General features: G+C 62.0%; 16 protein-coding genes. 8 read left to right on the top strand and 8 right to left on the bottom strand.

What is annotated here, in order from left to right; translation table 11 throughout:
- The first annotated feature begins 282 nt into the window (after window positions 1-282).
- Complete coding sequence (locus tag EB812_RS10550) at window positions 283-1,821, top strand: methyl-accepting chemotaxis protein (protein WP_242621279.1); 1,539 nt, start codon at window positions 283-285, stop codon at window positions 1,819-1,821.
- 185 nt (window positions 1,822-2,006) lie between these two features.
- On the opposite strand, the gene EB812_RS10545 is transcribed toward EB812_RS10550, so the two are convergent.
- The 3 genes from EB812_RS10545 to EB812_RS10535 form a co-directional block, all read right to left on the bottom strand.
- Window positions 2,007-3,506 (bottom strand): flagellar hook protein FlgE, encoded by a 1,500-nt coding sequence (locus EB812_RS10545; protein ID WP_118229281.1) that lies wholly within the window; start codon window positions 3,504-3,506, stop codon window positions 2,007-2,009.
- 82 nt (window positions 3,507-3,588) lie between these two features.
- The gene (locus tag EB812_RS10540) at window positions 3,589-4,011 is read right to left on the bottom strand and encodes a rhodanese-like domain-containing protein (RefSeq protein WP_118229282.1); all 423 of its coding nucleotides are present in this window, start codon (window positions 4,009-4,011) and stop codon (window positions 3,589-3,591) included.
- 23 nt (window positions 4,012-4,034) lie between these two features.
- Window positions 4,035-5,225: a pyridoxal phosphate-dependent aminotransferase gene (locus EB812_RS10535; protein WP_130958273.1), complete on the bottom strand. Its 1,191-nt coding sequence runs from the start codon at window positions 5,223-5,225 to the stop codon at window positions 4,035-4,037.
- Between the two features lie 128 nt (window positions 5,226-5,353).
- Here EB812_RS10535 and EB812_RS10530 point away from each other — a divergent pair, with 128 nt between their 5' ends.
- On the top strand, window positions 5,354-5,794 hold the full coding sequence (locus EB812_RS10530; RefSeq protein WP_118229284.1) for a YbhB/YbcL family Raf kinase inhibitor-like protein: 441 nt from the start codon (window positions 5,354-5,356) through the stop codon (window positions 5,792-5,794).
- Between the two features lie 182 nt (window positions 5,795-5,976).
- Window positions 5,977-7,239, top strand: coding sequence for a histidine phosphatase family protein (locus EB812_RS10525; RefSeq protein ID WP_118229285.1), 1,263 nt, complete (start codon window positions 5,977-5,979; stop codon window positions 7,237-7,239).
- A gap of 766 nt (window positions 7,240-8,005) precedes the next feature.
- Here EB812_RS10525 and sppA read toward each other — a convergent pair.
- From sppA to hisI, 5 genes are all read right to left on the bottom strand, one after another.
- The gene (sppA, locus tag EB812_RS10520; protein WP_242621278.1) at window positions 8,006-9,082 is read right to left on the bottom strand and encodes a signal peptide peptidase SppA; all 1,077 of its coding nucleotides are present in this window, start codon (window positions 9,080-9,082) and stop codon (window positions 8,006-8,008) included.
- Window positions 9,083-9,109: 27 nt separating this feature from the next.
- The gene (locus tag EB812_RS10515) at window positions 9,110-10,525 is read right to left on the bottom strand and encodes a phospholipase D-like domain-containing protein (RefSeq protein ID WP_118229434.1); all 1,416 of its coding nucleotides are present in this window, start codon (window positions 10,523-10,525) and stop codon (window positions 9,110-9,112) included.
- A 383-nt stretch (window positions 10,526-10,908) separates the two neighbouring features.
- Entirely contained in the window at window positions 10,909-11,703 is a 795-nt protein-coding gene (locus EB812_RS10510; protein ID WP_118229286.1) for a YkgJ family cysteine cluster protein, read from the bottom strand.
- A gap of 78 nt (window positions 11,704-11,781) precedes the next feature.
- On the bottom strand, window positions 11,782-12,675 hold the full coding sequence (hisG, locus tag EB812_RS10505) for an ATP phosphoribosyltransferase (protein ID WP_118229287.1): 894 nt from the start codon (window positions 12,673-12,675) through the stop codon (window positions 11,782-11,784).
- Between the two features lie 12 nt (window positions 12,676-12,687).
- Window positions 12,688-13,083, bottom strand: coding sequence for a phosphoribosyl-AMP cyclohydrolase (gene hisI / locus EB812_RS10500; RefSeq protein ID WP_118229288.1), 396 nt, complete (start codon window positions 13,081-13,083; stop codon window positions 12,688-12,690).
- 169 nt (window positions 13,084-13,252) lie between these two features.
- Here hisI and EB812_RS10495 point away from each other — a divergent pair, with 169 nt between their 5' ends.
- From EB812_RS10495 to EB812_RS10475, 5 genes are all read left to right on the top strand, one after another.
- Window positions 13,253-14,884 (top strand): DEAD/DEAH box helicase, encoded by a 1,632-nt coding sequence (locus EB812_RS10495; protein WP_380059479.1) that lies wholly within the window; start codon window positions 13,253-13,255, stop codon window positions 14,882-14,884.
- A 5-nt stretch (window positions 14,885-14,889) separates the two neighbouring features.
- Window positions 14,890-15,390: a hypothetical protein gene (locus EB812_RS10490; protein WP_242621277.1), complete on the top strand. Its 501-nt coding sequence runs from the start codon at window positions 14,890-14,892 to the stop codon at window positions 15,388-15,390.
- Window positions 15,391-15,419: 29 nt separating this feature from the next.
- Window positions 15,420-16,337, top strand: coding sequence for a bifunctional riboflavin kinase/FAD synthetase (locus EB812_RS10485; RefSeq protein ID WP_130958272.1), 918 nt, complete (start codon window positions 15,420-15,422; stop codon window positions 16,335-16,337).
- A 67-nt stretch (window positions 16,338-16,404) separates the two neighbouring features.
- On the top strand, window positions 16,405-16,935 hold the full coding sequence (locus EB812_RS10480; RefSeq protein WP_165450938.1) for a diacylglycerol kinase: 531 nt from the start codon (window positions 16,405-16,407) through the stop codon (window positions 16,933-16,935).
- Window positions 16,905-18,098 carry a sulfatase-like hydrolase/transferase gene (locus tag EB812_RS10475; RefSeq protein ID WP_130958270.1) on the top strand — a complete coding sequence of 398 codons (1,194 nt, stop codon included), beginning with the start codon at window positions 16,905-16,907 and terminating at the stop codon, window positions 18,096-18,098. Before EB812_RS10480 ends, EB812_RS10475 begins: the two co-directional genes overlap by 31 nt.
- Window positions 18,099-18,271: the final 173 nt, after the last annotated feature.

The following is an 18,271-nucleotide window of genomic DNA, read 5'->3' as shown; positions in this document are numbered from 1 at the left end:
GGCCCCTTCAGGCCACCCCGCTGGAACAAGTTCCGTCTCAGGATGCACGGCCGACGTGAACGCCAGCCGCCTTGAATGGGTGTCAATACCCTTTGGCAATTTTCCTGTCAAGTCTTTTTGCTTTTGCGCCCTTGGCGACAGGCCCCGGCCTCTACAGCCCGGATCCACGAGGAACCCGCCCAAATGTCAAATTTCCCCTCTCGCGCCCTTAACATGGGCGCAAACCGGCCGTTAAGAAGTAAAAAATTCGTAACAATTTTCTTTTTTAGGGGGAGAAGCGCTATGGTTTCGTCACCCAAGATGTTGCTGCCCGGGGGCGCAGGCCTGCTGCTGGGCGCGGCTTTGGCCGCCCTGGCCGGTGCGCTGGGGGCCGGGCCCGCGTTGGCCGGCCTTGCAGCCGCAGCCGCGGCCGTGATTTGCACGCTGGTTGGTCTGCGCCTGCTGGCGGGTACGGCCCTGCGCGAGAACCTGCGCGTCGTGGCGGCCGCCGCCCAGGGCGCGGCCCTGGACGGTTCCGCCGCCATACCTCCACCGCTTCTCATGGCCCTGCAGGACCTGGGTCACGAGCTAAGCCAGACCAGGGGGCGTCTGCACGGCATTCTGGCAGGCATCCCCATGCCGTATCTGCTGGTGGATACAGAAGAACGGGCCCTGAGCACCAATCAGGACTGCCTGAACATGCTGGAAATCAATGACAGCGTGGAGGATTGCCTGGGCAAGACTCTGGCCGAACTTTTTTACAATGACCCCACGCGGGAAACCGCCGTGGGCAAAAGCATCAAAAACGGCCAGTATTTCCGCAATCTGGAGGTCACCATTGGCGGGCACAAGGGCTCGCGCGTCAACGTGCTGGCCAACGTCTTTCCCATCTACAGCCAGGAGGGCGTCTGCATGGGCGGCATGTGCCTCTATGTGGATATGACCGCCCTCAAAAACGCCCAGCAGCAAATTTCGGACAAAAACCAACGCATGGCCGAGGTGGCCGCAGCCCTGCAGGAAACGATGGATACTCTCAGCGTCATTGCCGAAAGCCTTTCGCAGGGTATCCGCCAGTCGGACGAAAACGCCGCAGAAGCCGCCCGCCGTCTGGCCGAGGCCGCCACAGCCATGGACCGCATGAACGCCGCCGTACAGGAAGTGGCCCACAACGCCGATGTGGCCGCTGAAGCCTCCTCCCACACCCGCGACAAAGCTCAGGGCGGCGCGGACGTGGTGCGCAACGCCCTGGAAAGCATTGAGGCCGTGCACGAGCTTTCCCTGACCCTGCGGGATGACATGACCCAGCTGGACAGCCATGCCAGAGCCATTTCTGCAATCATGAACGTCATTTCGGACATTGCGGACCAGACCAATCTGCTGGCCCTCAACGCCGCCATTGAAGCGGCCCGCGCCGGCGAAGCCGGACGCGGCTTTGCCGTGGTGGCCGACGAGGTGCGCAAACTGGCAGAAAAAACCATGGCTTCCACCAACGATGTGGCCAAAGCCATTGCCGCTATTCAGGACAGCACGGCCAAAAGCATGGTTTCCACAGAAAATGCCGTAGGCCAGGTGGAGCGTGCAACAGACTTTGCCGGGCAATCTGGATCAGCCCTTCAGGATATTGTGGGGACGGTGGAAAACACCGTAGAACAGGTCAAGGCCATTGCCGCGGCCAGCGATCAGCAGTCCGCTACCAGCGAGGGTATCAACCGCACCATCGACCAGGTCAGCACCGTGGTTGCGGATACGGCCCACTCCATGACCAGCGCCCGCCATGAAACCAACAAGCTGCTGGAAATCACCCGCTCTCTGGAACAGTTGACGGCGCAATTGCAGGAATGAGACCACACCTTGGGCGACCTACCCCTATCACACCCCGTGCCGTGCAGGGGGAAAAGGAAACTTTTTGAAGGATAGGAAAAGGGGGGGAAGGGAACTATTGGTCAGCTGCAGCCGTTGCGACAAAGAACGTTACGGATGAAGGCAGCGATGATCAAAAGTTCCCTTCTCGCCACAAAATCGCTTTGCTACGACCGCTTCAGTTCCATGGCCTTCTGCAGCATCTGGTCGGCAGTGGTGACCACCTTGCTGTTGGACTGAAAGCCGCGCTGGGTAATGATCATATTGACCATTTCCGTAGCCATGTCTACGTTGGAGGTTTCAGTGGCGTAGGCTTCTATGCTGCCGTAGTTTTCCGTGCCTGCCACGCCCATGTCCATTTGTCCGGCTTCGGGAGTAGCGGAAAAAAGGTTGTTGCCTTCGCGGTGCAGGCCATCTTCACTGGTGAAGCGGCAGACGGGTATCTGCCAAAGATTCATATCTTTGCCGTTGGAGTAGGAGCCGGTGATGGTGCCGTCGCTGCCAATGGAGATGCCGTTGAGCGTGCCTGCGCCATAGCCGTTCTGACTGGCTATGCGGCTGGTGGGTGAGGTATCCGTATAATTGGTGGTAGCATCGGCAGTTACCGTGGCCTTGGCCATGCCGCCCAGAGCCGTGGGGTCGACGCCTACGGCAGCGGCGCTGTCCGGCGCATTGGTCCAGCCGCCCCCGGCGCTGATGCCCAGATTGACGGTAACGGTCTGCCCGTCCACGCTCATCTGCGGCAGGCCGGAGGAGGAGAGCGCCGCGGGCGTCCAGTCGGCCAGGTTGGTGCTGTCGGCCACGCTGGGCGTAAAGGCCGTCATGTCCGTGAGCTGGCCGCTGCTGCTGAAGGTGAGCGTGCCGGACATGAGCAGACCGGAACCCGCCGTGGCGCTGGTGCCGTCTGTGGTCACGTCATCGCTGGCAATAAGGTATTGCACCACAGAATTGGGGCTGTCGGCCGGGGCCGCGTCATAGTAGATGGTGGCCGTCTGGGTGGAGCCGTCCGCGCCGTAGAGGGTCACGCCCGTGCTGTAACCATAGGCGGTATTGGATATGGGCGGGGAGTTGTTGGCGTTGTACTGACCAATCAGGCTGAAGTAGGGGTCGGTGGCGCTGGTGCTGTTCTGGCTGGTCAGCCCCAGGTTGCAGCGCAGGTCCACGCTGGTGGTGGCCTTGGCCGCCATGGTGCCGAATTTGTCCAGAGTCACCTGCTGCAGCGCGCCTTTGCTGCCGTCCGCATTATACATGTAACCGTTGACGGCCAGGCCCGTGGGCGTGCGCAAAACAGCATCGTTATAGGTACGGAAGTCTCCGGCGCGGGTATAGTAGAGGTTTGTGCCGTCCGTAACCTGAAAAAAGCCTTTGCCGTTGATGGCCAGATCCGTCACGGTATTGCTGGTTTCAAAAGAACCCTGGTTGAAGAGGGTGCGCACCGTGTCGACCTGCAGGCCCTTGCCGGTCTGCCCCACAGCCACATAGGAATCGGTCTGCGCGCCCCACCAGTCGCCTATGCCCCCCTGCCCCGTGGAGATAAGGTCCGAGAACAGGATGCTCTGCTGCTTGTAGCCAATGGTGCTGATATTGGCCAGATTGTTGGTGATGACATTCATGCCCTCACTCAGGCCCTTCATGCCCGTGGCGCCGATGTAGAGTGCGGAGTTCACGGTTGCCTCCCAAAAAAAGGACGGCGGAGGAAAAAACTTCCTCCCCGTCCCTGTTTTAGCAGGAAACGTGCCAGGGCGACCGCTATTCTTGCAGGGGCAGGCCCTGGGCCTGCCAGCCGACAATGCCGTCCTTCATATGCAGAATGTGCCGCACCCCGACCGTGCGCAGGGTTTCCTGCGCCGCCTCGGAGCGGTTGCCCGTGCGACAATAGAGCAGCACAGGCGCGTTCTTGGGCAACGTCTGGATCTGCGCCTCAAAGGGACCACCGAAATAATCCATATTTACGGCGCCGGGCAGATGTCCGGCCCGGAACTCCGCCGGGGTGCGCACGTCCAGCACCACCAGGCCTTCGGGCGGCTGGCGCAGCAGGGCCGCGGCCGCGGACACGCTTATGTCTTCGGCCAGAGCGGAGGCGGCCGCCAACAGCAGGGGCAGGGCCAGGGCGACGGCCAGGGCAAGGCCCGTCCAAGGGCGGGACAGGCGACGGGTGTGGCTTGCATTCATAGCCATAACCTTAAAAGCCAGGGTTAGCCGATCCTGGCCAGCGCGCGGGCAAAGCCTTCGGCCGCGTTGCGGATGACGCCCTCGTCCACGCAGAAGGCCAGACGGAAGTAGCCGGGGCAGCCAAAGCCCGAACCGGGCACGGCCAGGACTCGTTCTTCCACCAGGGCGTTGACAAAGGCCACGTCGTCGCCGCCCGGCGCTTTGGGGAAGAAGTAAAAGGCTCCGGCGGGCATAAGGAAGTCATAACCGGCTTCGGTAAGCACCTGGGCCATGGCCTTTCTGCGGGCGGCGTACACGGCCAGATCCACCTGACTGTCCAGGGCCGCGGCCATGAGGTGCTGGCCCACCACCGGCGGGTTGACGAAGCCCAGAATGCGGTTGGTCAGGGTAAGCCCGGCCATGAGTTCTTCCGCTTCGGGCAGACGGGGCGACACGGCGGCATAGCCCACGCGCTCGCCCGGCAGGGAAAGACACTTGGAAAAAGAGCTGACCACCACCGCATAGGGATAGAGGGGCAGCACCGAAGGCACCTCAACCCCGTCGTAGGCCAGGAAACGGTAGGGCTCGTCAGCCACCAGCCAGATGGGGCGGCCGTATTCCTGGCTCTTGTTTTCCAGCAGCTCGGCCAAGGCCGTGAGGTCTTCGCGGCTGTAGATCACCCCCGTGGGATTATTGGGCGAATTGATGAGCACCACGCGGGTTTTGGGGCCGATGGCCGCCTCCAGGGCGGCAAGGTCGGGCCGGAAATCGTCCTTATGGCTCATGACGGCCCGCAGGCTGCCGCCGTGATTGGCCACATAGAAGCCGTACTCCACAAAATACGGCGCAAAGGCCAGCATTTCTTCGCCAGGATCAATCACGGCACGCAAAAAAGCGTTGAGCACGCCAGCCGCGCCGCAGCCCAGGATGACCTGATCAGCCTTGAGCGGCACGCCCTGTTCCTTGCTCAGGTGCGCGGCGAGCTTTTCCCGCGCCCAGGCAAAGCCGCCGTTGGGCATATAGCCGAAAGCGAAGGGCTCGCCCGCGTGGGCGGCAAAAGCCCGCAAACCGTGGGCCACGGCCGACGGCGCGGGCAGATCAGGATTGCCCAGACTGAAATCGTAAACGTTGTCCGCGCCGTAGCGGGCCTTCAACTGTCCCCCGGCCTCAAACATGCGCCGGATCCAGGAGGCGTGGTCCAGGTACCCCGCCACGCTGTGGGAAAGAATGGACATAACATGACTCCCCGTGGTTGTTGTGTTCAGCATGGCTATTCGTTATGCTTCCAAACGCCGCATAAAGCAATTCCCTTTTTGACGGCCCGGCCCTGTGCGGCCAAACACAAACATCTGGTGGAGGCCCCATGCGCTTTGAACGGTTCCGCAACTGCCTGTGCGCCCTGCTGCCGGCCCTGTGCGCCGCCCTGCTGCTGCCCGCCTGCGCAGCCAAGGAAGACGGCGGCGACGCCCCCAATGATATGACCATCAGCGTCAGCCTGCGTGACGTGCACCGCTGCTCACGCATTTCACCCGAAATACAGCTCGCCAACGCCCCTGCCGACGCCGATTATTTTGACGTGCGCCTGGTGGAATACACCGGCGACTCTCAGGAACTATTTCTCGGCGGCGGCAGTTGGGACAACGACGGCTCCGGCGTCATCCCCGAAGGCGGGCTTACCCGCCACTACCGCGGCCCCTGCCCGCCCACGGGCAGCCCGCGCGACTACGCTTTTGTGGTTTCGGCCATGCACCGGGGCAACATGCAGCCCTTGTCCGTGCGCATCTACCGCTTCACGCAGGAGTAACCAACAATCCCCGTGGCAGCGCGCCCGGCGCGCGGACCGTGCACCACCCTGGGTGGGTTGCCTTAAAAAAGGCCCTTTGCCACGGCAGGCACAAGACCCGCTCCGGCGCTTTGCCGTGCCGCCGACCAGCGTGCCCGGCCAGGGTCTGTCGTCAACCGGGGCGCCTGCCCCCCGGAGAAGCCATGCAAAAACTCTATGTGGCTATGGTGGGGCTGCCTGCGCGCGGCAAATCCACCTTGGCCCGGCGCATTCGTGACGGACTCGCCGCCGAGGGCATCCGCGCCCGCCTCTTCAATAACGGCGATGTACGCCGCGCCCGTCTGGGCGCGGCCTCCACCGACCCGGATTTTTACAACCCCGACAATACGTACGGTCGTCTGGCCCGCGAACAGATCTGCCGCCACAACATGGAGCTGGCCCGCCAGTGGCTCGCCCCGGAAGGCGGCAACGGCGATGTGGCCATTCTGGACGCCACCAATGTGAGCCGCGCCCGCCGCCGCCTTATGGAGGGCACCCTCACCGACCACCCTCTGCTCTTCATCGAATGCCGCAACGAGGACCAGGAACTGCTGCGCGCCTGCATCCGCCGCAAAACCGCCCTGCCCGAATATGCCGGCTATACTGAGGAAGCCGCCCTGGAAAACTTCAACAAACGCATTGGCTACTACGAGCATATCTACGAACCCCTGCGCCACGAGAAGTTCTGGCTGCGCGTGGATTCCACCGCCAACCGCATCCTGGCCGAGCACCCCCGCGAAGGCTGCGCCTACTACCCAGCCATACGCGAGATCGTCGTCAGCGTCTGGGTGCACTGCCTTTACCTGGTCCGCCACGGCCAGACGGAATTCAACCTGCAGGGCCGCATCGGCGGCGACCCGCCCCTCACCACGCAGGGCGAAGCCCAGGCCGCCGCTCTGGCAGAACATTTACGCGACCGCCCCATCCACTGGGTCTTCACTTCCACCCGCCAACGGTCCCACCAGACCGCCGCGCCCCTGCTGGCGCAGCGCCCCCAGACCCACGTCATGGCCTTTCGCGAATTTGACGAGATCTGGGCCGGCGACTGCGAGGGCCTGCGCTACGCCGAAATACGTCAACGCATGCCCCAGGTGGCCAGCGCCCGCAATGCCGACAAATACGCCTTTGCCTACCCCAATGGAGAAAGCTACGCCATGCTCCGCGACCGCGTCCAACGCGGTTTGCGCCGCGCCCTTTTCCTCGCCGGAGACACGCCCTTGGTCATTGTGGGGCACCAGGCCATCAACCGCGTGCTCCTGGCCCTTTTCCTGCGCCAGCGCAAAGAAGACATTCCCTATATCTATGTGCCGCAGGACCAATACTACCACATATCCCTCACGCCCCGCCGCAAGGTTTTTGAACGTCTGCCGTATACGCCGGACAGAGGTGCTGGGGAGGAAGATTTTGCAGGTGAGGACGAAGGATAAAGAGGGGACTGTGCCGCACTGCCATCAAAGCCCGCCCCTCCTACTGTGCCACACTGCCATCAAAGTCCGCCTGCCCCTCCTACTGTGCCACACTGCCATTAAAGTCCGCCTGCCCCTCCTACTGTGCCACACTGCCATAAAAGCCCGCCAACTCTTCTTCGGGAGTTGAGCGCGGCATAAAGGGGTGTAGTCGCGCAGCGGCACACCCCAGCCGCGCCGGACACAGGTACGCTGCCGCCCAACCAACATAGGGCAAAAACTGACGGCAAACGCACGGAGAACCTGCGAGGGCATGAAGAACGCCGAACACGGGACACGGCAGGATATTGGGGCTGTGGGGCCTGCGGCTGTTACGCCCGGCATAAGGGACGCGGTCGCGCAAGCGGCGCGTCCCAGCCGCGCCGAACATGGCGGGGCTGTCTTGAAAAGCGGGGGGTTATGGGGGGTGTGGGGGGCCTAAGGGGGGGCGCAGCCCCGCCCTTGGCCCCCTGCCCTCGCCGGAGGCGGCCCAAACGCTGTACGCAGAAAAGCCGCCATGCCCGCAGGGCAACCAGCCTCCCCGGCCAGGGTACTCCCTTTACTGCATATCCTTTCGCGCAGCCCCCTCGCCGGAGGCGGCCCAAATGCCATAAAGAAACCAAACCGCCGCGCCCGCAGGGCAACCAGCCTCCGGCAGAATCTCCCCCGCCTTCCGGCGGAACACCCAGCCGCGCAGCGCCCCCCTCCGCCCCCGGCGGAACCCCCAGCCCCGCAGCGGAAAGTCACCTCAAAACTGGTACAAAAACGCTGGCGCGCCGCCATCCGCCAGGCCGGCCACGGCGTCGACATTCAGGCCGAGCCAGGTCTTGAGCGTGCGGGAAAGCCAGGAGCCGCGTTCCGGCGGTGCAAGCAAAGGCCGCTGCGCGGACACCTGACATTCTTTGGCCAGCCACTCCAGGGCGTCGTGGCGGTCGCCCAGGGCGTCCACCAGGCCCAGGTCCAGGGCTTCACGGCCTGTGTAGATCTTGCCGTTGGCCAGGGCTGCGGCCTTGTCCACGGGCATATGCCTCCCTTGCGCCACAATGCTCACAAACTGGCGGTGCATGTCCTCCAGCACATCAGTAAGATAGCGCCGCTGTTCCGGGGTCAGGGGCCGCAGATAGGAACCAGCATCCTTATACGGAGCCGTAGTAAGGGTTTCCTGCCCCAGGCCCAGCTTCTGCAGCAGGCCCTGAATCTGCGGGATATCCATACGCACGCCGATGGAACCGGTGACGGTGGAGGGATTGGCGAATACGCGCCGTCCCGCCATGCTGACCATAAGCCCGCCTGAGGCCGCCAGTGAGCCCATGCTCACGACCACGGGCTTTTTTTCGGCCAGTCGGGCCAGGGCTGTGTAAATTTCCTGCGAGGCCGCAGCGCCGCCGCCGGGCGAATCCACGCGGACCAGCACGCCTTTGACGCCGGCGTTGCGCTCCAGCTTGCGCACCCAGTCCAGGGTAGGTTCGGCGCTGAGGATGGGGCCGCGCACAGTAACCAGGGCCAGGCGGTCATGACTGCCCAGACCGTCTTCCGGAAAAAAGGCGTAGCCCAGGGACAGGAGCAAAAGGACAAGCCCGCCCCAGAACAGCAGAGGATGCCGCCGCCGGAAGGGCGGCCGCAGCAGGCTGCGCCAGATTGAGGCCGGAATCTGCGCCAGGGGACAGCCCATGGCGCAATCGGCCTGGGGGGCCTTTTGCAAGGACGCGGCCGGGTCGGCGAGGGGAGGCGTCATGGTCAGGGGGGCTTCGCCCGCGTGGGGATTCGGGGCGTTGTCGGTGGGAGATGCGGACGCAGCTGCGTCGGGGGGAAGTATGCCGCTCATGAAGGGGCCTTTGCGCGTGCGGCGCGGTTACAGGTAGGGGGAAAAAATCCAGCAGGCGGCGTTGCGCAGCCGCTTGGGCAGGGAAAAACGACGCAGGTCATGGGTGGTGCATTCTGTGCCGCGATTGATGGCCGCATCGATATGCGCGGCAATGGCGTCGTGGGCCTTGGCGTCGAAGATTTCCATATTGAGTTCAAAATTGAGGCGCAGGCTGCGCGCGTCCCAGTTGGAGGAGCCGATCTGGCTGTAATAGCCGTCCACGGCCAGCAATTTGGTGTGGGCGAAAGGGGGAGGCTGGTACCAGACGCGCACGCCGGCCTCCAGCAAGGTGGGCAACAAACGAAAGGTGGCCCAATGGACGTAGAAGAGATTGTTTTTGGCGGGCAGCACAATGCGCACGTCCACGCCGCGTTGCCCGGCGGAACGCAGGGCGGCCACCAGGCCGTGGGAAGGCAGAAAATAGGGGGTCATGACGCGCACGCTGTGGCGGGCGGCATTGATGACCCCGCAAAAGATGTCGCTCAGAGGATCGTCGTCGGAGCCGGGGCCATCCATGATGATGCGGCAGCGGCTGTTGCCCCTGGCCTCCGTGCTGGGGGGCGGCAGGGGCGAATACTGCCCGGTGCAGAAACCCCAGTCCAGCAGAAAGGCCCGCCGCAGCTGGTCCACAATGGGGCCTTGGCAGCAAAAGTGCACGTCCTGCACATAGCCGCGCTTGCCGCTGGTGAGGTTTTCGTCGGCAATATTCATGCCGCCGGTAAAGCCTGTCTGGTCGCAGACCAACAGCTTGCGGTGGTTGCGCAGGTTGATGCTCAGGTTGGGCGGCAGCAGGCGCGGGGGCAGAAAGACGGCCACGCGCACGCCCTGGCGAGCAAGTTTTTTCCACGGACGGCGCAGGGAATAGAGCTGGCCCACGCCATCCACCAGCAAGCGGACGTCCACGCCTCGGGCCGCAGCGGCGGCCAGGGCCTCGCAAAAGGCCGTGGCGCTTGCGCCGGCGTTGAAAATGTAGGTGGAAAGATAGACCTGATCCTGCGCCGCGTTGATGGCCTGCAGCATGGCGGGATAGGCTTCGTCGCCGTTATGCAGGGGGGTGATGGCGTCGCCCACGCTGAGGTGCTGTGCGGTGAGCACGCGCCCGATGCGCTCCATACTGACGATATTTTCGGGCACAGGGCCGGGCGGCTTGCGGGGCAGGGGCGGGTGCGCGTAGTCCGGTTCCAAAGGGGCCTGCCGCTGCATGATGCGCGTGGCCCGGCTCTCGGCCCGGCTGATGCCAAAGGAGGCGTAGAGCAGCGGCCCCACCAGGGGCAGCAGGAGGGCCGTGACCGTCCAGCCCAGGGCCGCGCGCGGGTCGTGTTTGGTAAGTAAGGCGTGCCCCACGGCCACCCAGGAAAGGGCGTGTACGGCCAGGATGGCAAAATATTCCACTATATCCCACATGAGAAACCCGGCCCGCCGCCAGCAGCGGAAAGAACGCCCGCCGCAACGGTGTAAGGCAGATTGCCGGCGCGGCTGCGCGCCGGAGCGGACGCCGTAGTTTTGAGAATGCACCTTCTCAAAACACATCCGCCCCCAGTAAACCAGAAAAGGCCCCTGAAGACCAGTCCGCCTTCTGTGGAGGAGTCCGCCACCGCGACCTTGCGCCCATGCGGCCCTCGGCAAAAAGCATCGGACGCGCCGAAGCGCCGCTTCCTGCCGTCGCCCGCAACGGCAAAAACGCCTCGGCCTTTGGGGCCGGGGGGCGCTCTCTGCGGTTCTGCGAAGGAGAACGAGGGGCGTTCCCTTCCCCCGCACACTGCGCCGGCATCGTTACCGCTGCTTCTCTATTTTTGCTCTTCTGCTTTGGCGAGGCCCTCACTCTGGCCGAAGATGATCAGTTCCATCCAGTCCAGGGCGAAGTTCAGGGCGGCCACATCGCCTTCTTCGCTGTCCTGCATGACGGCTTCGCGGCGGGCTGCGTCCACCTCCACGCGGGAAAAGATACGCATGCGCTCGACGAGTTCGCGGAATTTGTCCAGCTGATAGAGGCAGAGCACAGCCATGGTGGTCATGCGCTGCTCCAGGGGTTTGCCCGTGGCGCGCACCATGGCCATAAGGCGCATGTAGCGGTCGTTGGCGGCGTTGTAGGGGGCCAGGCCCTGGTTCTCAAGCCACTGGGCGGCGGTGCGATCCGTGCCCTGGTCAAAGCCGTGGCAGTGGGGTTCGCGCACCACAAAGAAGCGCTCGGCCACGCCGTTCTCGGCCATCTTGGTGCCCCGGCCCAAGGGGTAAAAGCGACAAGCGCCGGGGCGATTGTCGTAGACGGAACAGCCCACGGGGCTCACAAAAGGACAGGGCTCGCCGGGGCCTTCAAGCATGCGCAGCAGGGGCAGGGGAAAGCCCGTGTCGGGGAAGGTGCGCATGCGGGTGAAGGAATTGAGGAAGTTCTCGCTGCCCAGGCCCAGGTGGCGGCGCAGGCGCAGCACGTCGTAAGGGGTCAGGGGCAGGGTCAGTTCCGCACAGCAGCGGTTGAAGCAGGGCACTTCCGGGTTGCAGTCAAAGCAGAACGTCGTGCCGGGGGCCAGTTCAGGCAGATTTTCCATAAACTCGCGGCTGGCGTCGTCAGAAGACATGGTCATGGGGGCTCCTTGCGGTGCGCTGCGCCGCCGGATGGGGTGGGGCTGCCTTTGTGCGGGACAGGGGGCTGCCGGGGGGGATCAGATGACCTTGTTCAGGCCGTATTCGATAATGCCTTCGGCTCCGGCCTGGCGCAGGCGGGGGATGAGGTCACGCACCACGTCGATCTGTACCACGGTTTCCACAGAAAGCCAGCGCGTATCGCGCAAGGGGGCCACGGTGGGGGAGTTGAGGGAAGGCAGCATTTCAAGGATGGCGTCCAGGTTGGCGGCCGGCGCGTTCATTTTGAGGGCCACAAGGTTTTCGGCCCGCAAAGCGCCCTGCAGCAGCAGGTTGAGCTGCTCCACCTTGGCGCGCTTGCGCGGGTCCTGCCAGGCGTCCTTGTTGACGATGAGCACGGGGTAGGAGCGCATGACTTCATCAATGATGCGCAGGCCGTGGGCGCGGATGGTGGTGCCGGTTTCGGTGACCTCCACAATGCCGTCAGCCAGGCCTTCCACCACCTTGGCCTCGGTGGCGCCCCAAGAATAGAAGACTTCCACGTCCACCCCGGCCTTGGTGAAGTAGCGGCGGGTGAGGCCTTCCACTTCAGTGGCGATGCGTTTGCCCGCCAGATCCTGAGGCTTCTGGTAGGGGGAATCGCCGGCCACGGCCAGCACCCAACGGCAGGGGCGGTTGGAGGTTTTGGAGTAGACGAGGTCGGCCACGCGCACCACCTTATCCTCGTGCTCGCGCTCCACCAGCCAGTCCAGGCCGGTGATGCCCGCGTCCAGCACGCCGGCGGCCACATAGCTGCCGATTTCCTGCACGCGGCAGAGAGAGGCGGCGATTTCGGGATCATTAATGTCAGGGAAATAGTTGCGCGTGTGCTTGCGGATTTTCCAGCCCGCGCGTTCAAAAAGATTGATGGTGGCTTCTTCCAGCGAGCCCTTGGGCACGCCGAGCTTGATGATGGGGGTAGTTTCCGCGCTCATGGGCTTGTTTCCTTATCCGCCATAGACTTTTTTGGGGTCAAAGACCTGCGGAGCGCATTCCCGCAGGCGGCCGTCCTTCCATTCCCGGTAGAAGCAGGAGCGCCGCCCCGTGTGGCAGGCCGCGCCGCCCTGCTGCTCCACCAGCAGAAGTACCGTATCATTGTCACAATCCAGCCGCAGGGCGCGCACTTTCTGCACATTGCCGGAGGTGCCGCCCTTGTGCCAGAGTTCCCGGCGGCTGCGGCTCCAGTAATGGGCCTCGCCCGTTTCAAGGGTTTTGCGCCAGGCGTCCTCATTCATGTAGGCCAGCATAAGCACTTCGCCGCTCGCACAGTCCTGGGCAATGGCGGGCACCAGCCCCTTGCTGAAATCAGGGATAAAGTCTGCGTCGGGCGGCAACTGGGGCATGGGGGCGTTCTCCTTATAACCTTGCGTCAATGTAAAACGCTTTATTATAGTCGTTGCACCCGCAAGACGCAAGGGGTTGTGGCGGCCCTTGCGCGCCGCGGCAGACTGTGGCACATTGCTGTGTTAACAGAAACTCCAGAATAAGGCGGACTCGCCGCCGGGAACATACATGTCCGAACCTCACGACATCACAAGCGAAGTACAGCAAACCACGGCGGCGGAACAGCCCAAAGCCGCGCATAAAACAACAGAACATCTTGAGAATATGGAAGAAATCGCCGTCAGCGAGCCTGAAGACGCTCTGCCCGGCGTCACCCTGGACGACCTGCCTGAGGCCGTGCGCGCGGCCTGCGCCCGCGCCGGCTGGCAAAGCCTCATGCCCGTGCAGTGCCTGGCCCTGCCCTATCTGCTGGAAGGTCGGGATATCATGGTGCAATCCCGCACGGGCAGCGGCAAAACCGGCTGCTACCTGCTGCCCATGCTGCCCCGGCTCGCGCCGGAGCTCAAGGCCCCGCAGGCCCTGGTGCTGACCCCCACCAGGGAACTGGCCGTTCAGGTAGAACGCGAAGCCGCCACCATTTTTGAAGGCACGGGCATCCGCACTGCGGCCGTCTACGGCGGCGTGGGCTACAAAAAGCAGATGGACGCCCTGCGCGAAGGCGCACAGCTCATTGTGGGCACGCCGGGCCGTGTGCTGGACCATCTGCTGCGTCGCACTCTGGATCTGGAATCCCTGCGGGAACTGGTCTTTGACGAGGCCGACCGCATGCTCTCCATCGGCTTTTACCCGGACATGAAGGAAATCCAGCGTTACCTGCCCCGCCGACGCATCCACACCTGCCTGTTTTCGGCCACCTATCCGCCGCATGTGCTCAAACTGGCGGAAGAATTTATGGCCGCGCCGTCCATGCTTTCCCTCTCGCAAAAAGAAGTGCACGTGGCCGCGGTGCAGCACCTGTTCTGTCAGGTCAAGCCCATGGATAAAGACCGCGCCCTGGTCCGCCTGCTGGAAACGGAAAACCCCGCTTCAGCTCTTATTTTTTGCAATACCAAGGCCAACGTGCACTATGTGGCCGGCGTGCTGCAGGGCTTTGGCTACAATGCCGACGAGCTTTCGGCCGACCTTGCCCAGGCACGGCGCGAAGAAGTGCTGGAAAAAATCCGCCAGGGTCGCCTGCAGTACCTGGTGGCCACAGACGTAGCCGCGCGCGGCATCGACATTCCCCAGCTCTCGCACGTTTTTCTTTTTGAGCCGCCCGAAGACCATGAAAGCTACATCCACCGCGCCGGGCGCACCGGCCGTGCGGGCGCGGCGGGCACGGTCATCTCTCTGGTGGACGTTATGCAGCGCATGGAGCTGGACCGCATCGCCAAGCACTATAAAATCGGCTTCATGGAGTTGCCCCTGCCCACGGATGAAGACGTGGCACGGGTGGCCGGCGCGCGCCTCACAGCCATTCTGGAGGCCCGCTTCCGCGCCCTCACCGGGCTGGAACGCATGCGCGTGGCCCGCTACGCCCCCCTGGCCCACGAACTGGCCACCCAGAACGACGAAGAAGACAATGCGCTGCTCCTGGCCATGCTGCTGGACGCCTGCCATCAGGAAAGCCTGCTCAACAGCCGCTTTCCCGATCAAAATGCGCCGTCCCGCTCCCGCCAGCGCCCGCATGCGCCCAAACCTTCGCAACGTCAGGAAGACGCCGGGTCCGGCGAGGCCGCCGCACCGGGCACGGGCCGCCGCCGGCGGCGCTCCTCTCGCCGCCGCAAACCGGGCGACGCCCCCGGTACTGAAACCGCCTGAAATCCATGACCGCCACCGAAGTCGCGTCCAGCCCCGCCATCGCTTTTGTTTCCGCCGCCCCCGCCGAGGCGGTGCGCACGGCTCTGGACAATTTTGCGGCCCTGCTGGCGGACGCCGACTTCACGGCGGAGCTGGAGCTCTTACAGGTGAAAAGGCTGCAGGTGCTGCGGCGCAGGCAGATGCTTTTTGAACTGCGCGCCCTGTATATGGCCCTGTGGCGGCTGGCTTTGGGGCGCTCTTTTCCACAGGACGCGGACGCCATGTTCGCCCAATTTCAGCGCGAATACCGCCAGAAGCGCAAAGACCGTCAGTGCGCCGGCCTGCTGACCCGCGCCCGCGAGTACTGGGGCATGCTGGAGCCCCGCGGCGACGCGGACTTCAGTCCTGTGGCCCGGCACATCTGCTCCTTCAGCCCACAGGACGAAAAACAGGCCAGAAACATGACCCTCAAGCTGGTGCTGCACATCCGCCAGCATTACAATTTCATCTTCGCCCGGCTGATCTGAGCCGGCCAAGACCGGGAATCCGCGGACCCATGAACATCGCACATACTGTGGCGTCTCTCGGCGCGCCCGCCGGTACGGGCGTCACCATCGGCAATTTTGATGGACTGCACCTGGGGCATCAGGCCCTTATCCGCCGCACGCTGGAAGTTTGCAGGCAGGACGGGCTTACCCCTGTGGTGCTGACCTTCTGGCCCCACCCCCGGCTGGTGCTCTTTCCCGACCAGGGGCACATGCCCCTGTGCACCAGGCAGGACCGCCTGGACCGGCTGACCCAACTGGGCGTGCCGCAGGTGCTGGAGCTGCCTTTCGACCGCGACCTGGCCGCCCTGGACGCGGCCGCCTTTGTGCGCCGCTATCTGCTGCCCATGAATCTGCGCCGTCTGGTGGTGGGCTATGATTTCTCCCTGGGCCGCAACCGCGGCGGCCATGTGGACGTGCTGCGCAACCTGGGCGCGGAAGCAGGCTTCAGCGTGGAGCAGCTCGCCCCTGTGGTTGTGGACGGCACGGTGGTGAGCTCCACCGCCCTGCGCAGGCTCATCGGCCGGGGCGACGTGCGCGAGGCCGCCGTACTGCTGGGCCGCTGCCACGGCTTCAGCGGGCCCGTGGTTCACGGCGACGGCCGCGGCAAAGGGCTCGGCTTTCCCACCGCCAACCTCCAGTACCCGCAGGTAGTCCTGCCCGCCAGGGGCGTCTACGCCACCCGCGTAACCCTGGAAGGCCGCGTCTGGCCCTCGGTGACCAACGTGGGACACAAGCCCACCTTTGGCCGCAACGAGCTCACGGTGGAGGCTTTTTTATTGGAAAACTGCCCCGACCTCTACGGCCGGACCCTGCGCCTGGATTTTGTGGACCGCCTGCGCGACGAACGCCGCTTTGCCGACGCAGAGGAGCTTAAAGCCCAGATCAATGCGGATGTGGCCGCCGCCCGCCGCACGCTGGCGGCCTGACTTTCCTCTATATTCAGCAACGACCCGTCACCGCCACAAACGGCTTTGCCACATGCTACCCGCTAGCATGACCCACGCCATTTGCGGACTCCTGACAGATGGTTGCACTTGTGTTGACCGACAAGGCATGCTAACATTTTTGCCGTTATTTTTAACAAAGAGGACGATAGCAGCACGCCAACAACCGGCCCCCTGTCCTCGTATATCCTGGGAAGATAACTCGTTGCGCGAAAGAACTCCTCACAAACGGTTCGCATCCATCATCCACATCTTTGATGCGACAAAATTCTCTCTGCAAGGCATTGCAAGCGCAGCGCGCACGGGGACCGCATTTCGCCAAGAGCTGTTTGTTCTTGTAGCTCTGCCGCTGCTTGCCGCGCTGTGCTCCATTCCCGCTGCGGAAATTTTTTTACTGCTGGGCTGCTGGCTTCTGGTTCTTGCTGCTGAGTTGCTGAACACTGCGGTTGAAAATATTTGTAATTTAATCTCTATAGAATACCATCCTATAATTAAAATCATCAAAGACTGTGGGTCAGGCTCTGTATTTATAGCCATAGGAGCAAACATATGTCTGTGGTTTTGGATGCTTTTAAAATAAAATCTAATAAAAATTGTCGTAATTTAGAAATATATATCAAATCGTTGACCATCCTTTTGGGGACCATTGCTATTTTATTCCTGAGTGCATCACTCTGGGTACAGAAAACGTTTGGCGATATAAATATTGAGCAGGCCCTTTGGCATCTTGGGAATGCCGACCTTGTTGCCCTGGGCGTGGCGACCGACTTCACAACTCGCCTGATAAAATTCATAGTATTCTTCATATTTCTATTCTTCATCTTATTTCTAGCTATTTTTTTAAATAAAAAATTATTTCTTTACACAACTAAACTTATTGCAAAAATACGCCGCAAACCTTATGCGCCTCCACAAAGCTATCCACACCGAACGATTACACTCGTACTCTTTTTATCAAGTCTATGCATTTGTATATTTTCACTATATAAAGTTGAAAAACAACTTCACGTATATACGTTCATAAGCAACAACATCGCCAAGAACAACTTTGATGCTATCAGCAAGTATTATTCTATTCCTACAAATACCGACATCATTTTTGAGAAAAAAAACAACCTTGTAATTGTGCTAGCCGAATCCTTTGAAAATACCTTTTCCCACGCAAACGGGCACTCCTACACAAAACAGCTAGACACGTTTCGCGCGCTTTCAACCCATAATGACAACATGCGCAACGTCCACGGGACAGGATGGACCATCGCAGCCCTTACAGGTTGGTTCTTTGGCCTCCCCTTAAAGCCCCCGGCGGGGATCAACGGCAACGGCTATATCAGCACCAAGGGCTTTCTGCCCAATGCGCGTAGCGTTTTCGATATTTTTCGTGATAACGGTTATGAGACTGTGCTCATCTTGGGGTCAGACAAGCACTTTTCTGGACAGGATAAACTGTTTTCAGACCACGGCAAATTTCGGATCCTTGACAAGGCTTACTTTAAGGCTGCAGGCTGGAATCTAGCGGACTATGCTGGCACGGGGTGGGGATTCAGGGACAGCTTTACCCTTGCCCGCGCCAGCGAAGAATATGCACGCTTAAAAGCGGCCGGAAAGCCCTTCGTACTCATCGTTGAAACAATCGACACCCATTCGCCAGACGGCTATTGTCCTGAAGAACACAAAATATATCATGATATTCGTGACGCCTTTGTTGAGACAGACAAGCATCTAGGTGTAGTGTTTCAATAGGTTGTTCACCCTCCCCAAATCGGTAAAGCTGGAGTTAACAGACAACAGCAAACCGAGAGGGGGAAAGGGTGAACAGCCATAAGAATGCCAAACTGACGGTTCGTAGTCGAGAAGAAATGGTGCGCCTAAGAATGCCAAACTGACGGTTCGTAGTCGAGAAGAAATGGTGCGCC

It is taken from the genome of Desulfovibrio legallii (assembly GCF_004309735.1).
In the GTDB taxonomy this organism is placed as follows: Bacteria; Desulfobacterota; Desulfovibrionia; order Desulfovibrionales; family Desulfovibrionaceae; genus Desulfovibrio; species Desulfovibrio legallii.
Note: the sequence above shows the minus strand (reverse complement) of the source record. Positions and strands in the feature narration are given on the sequence as shown.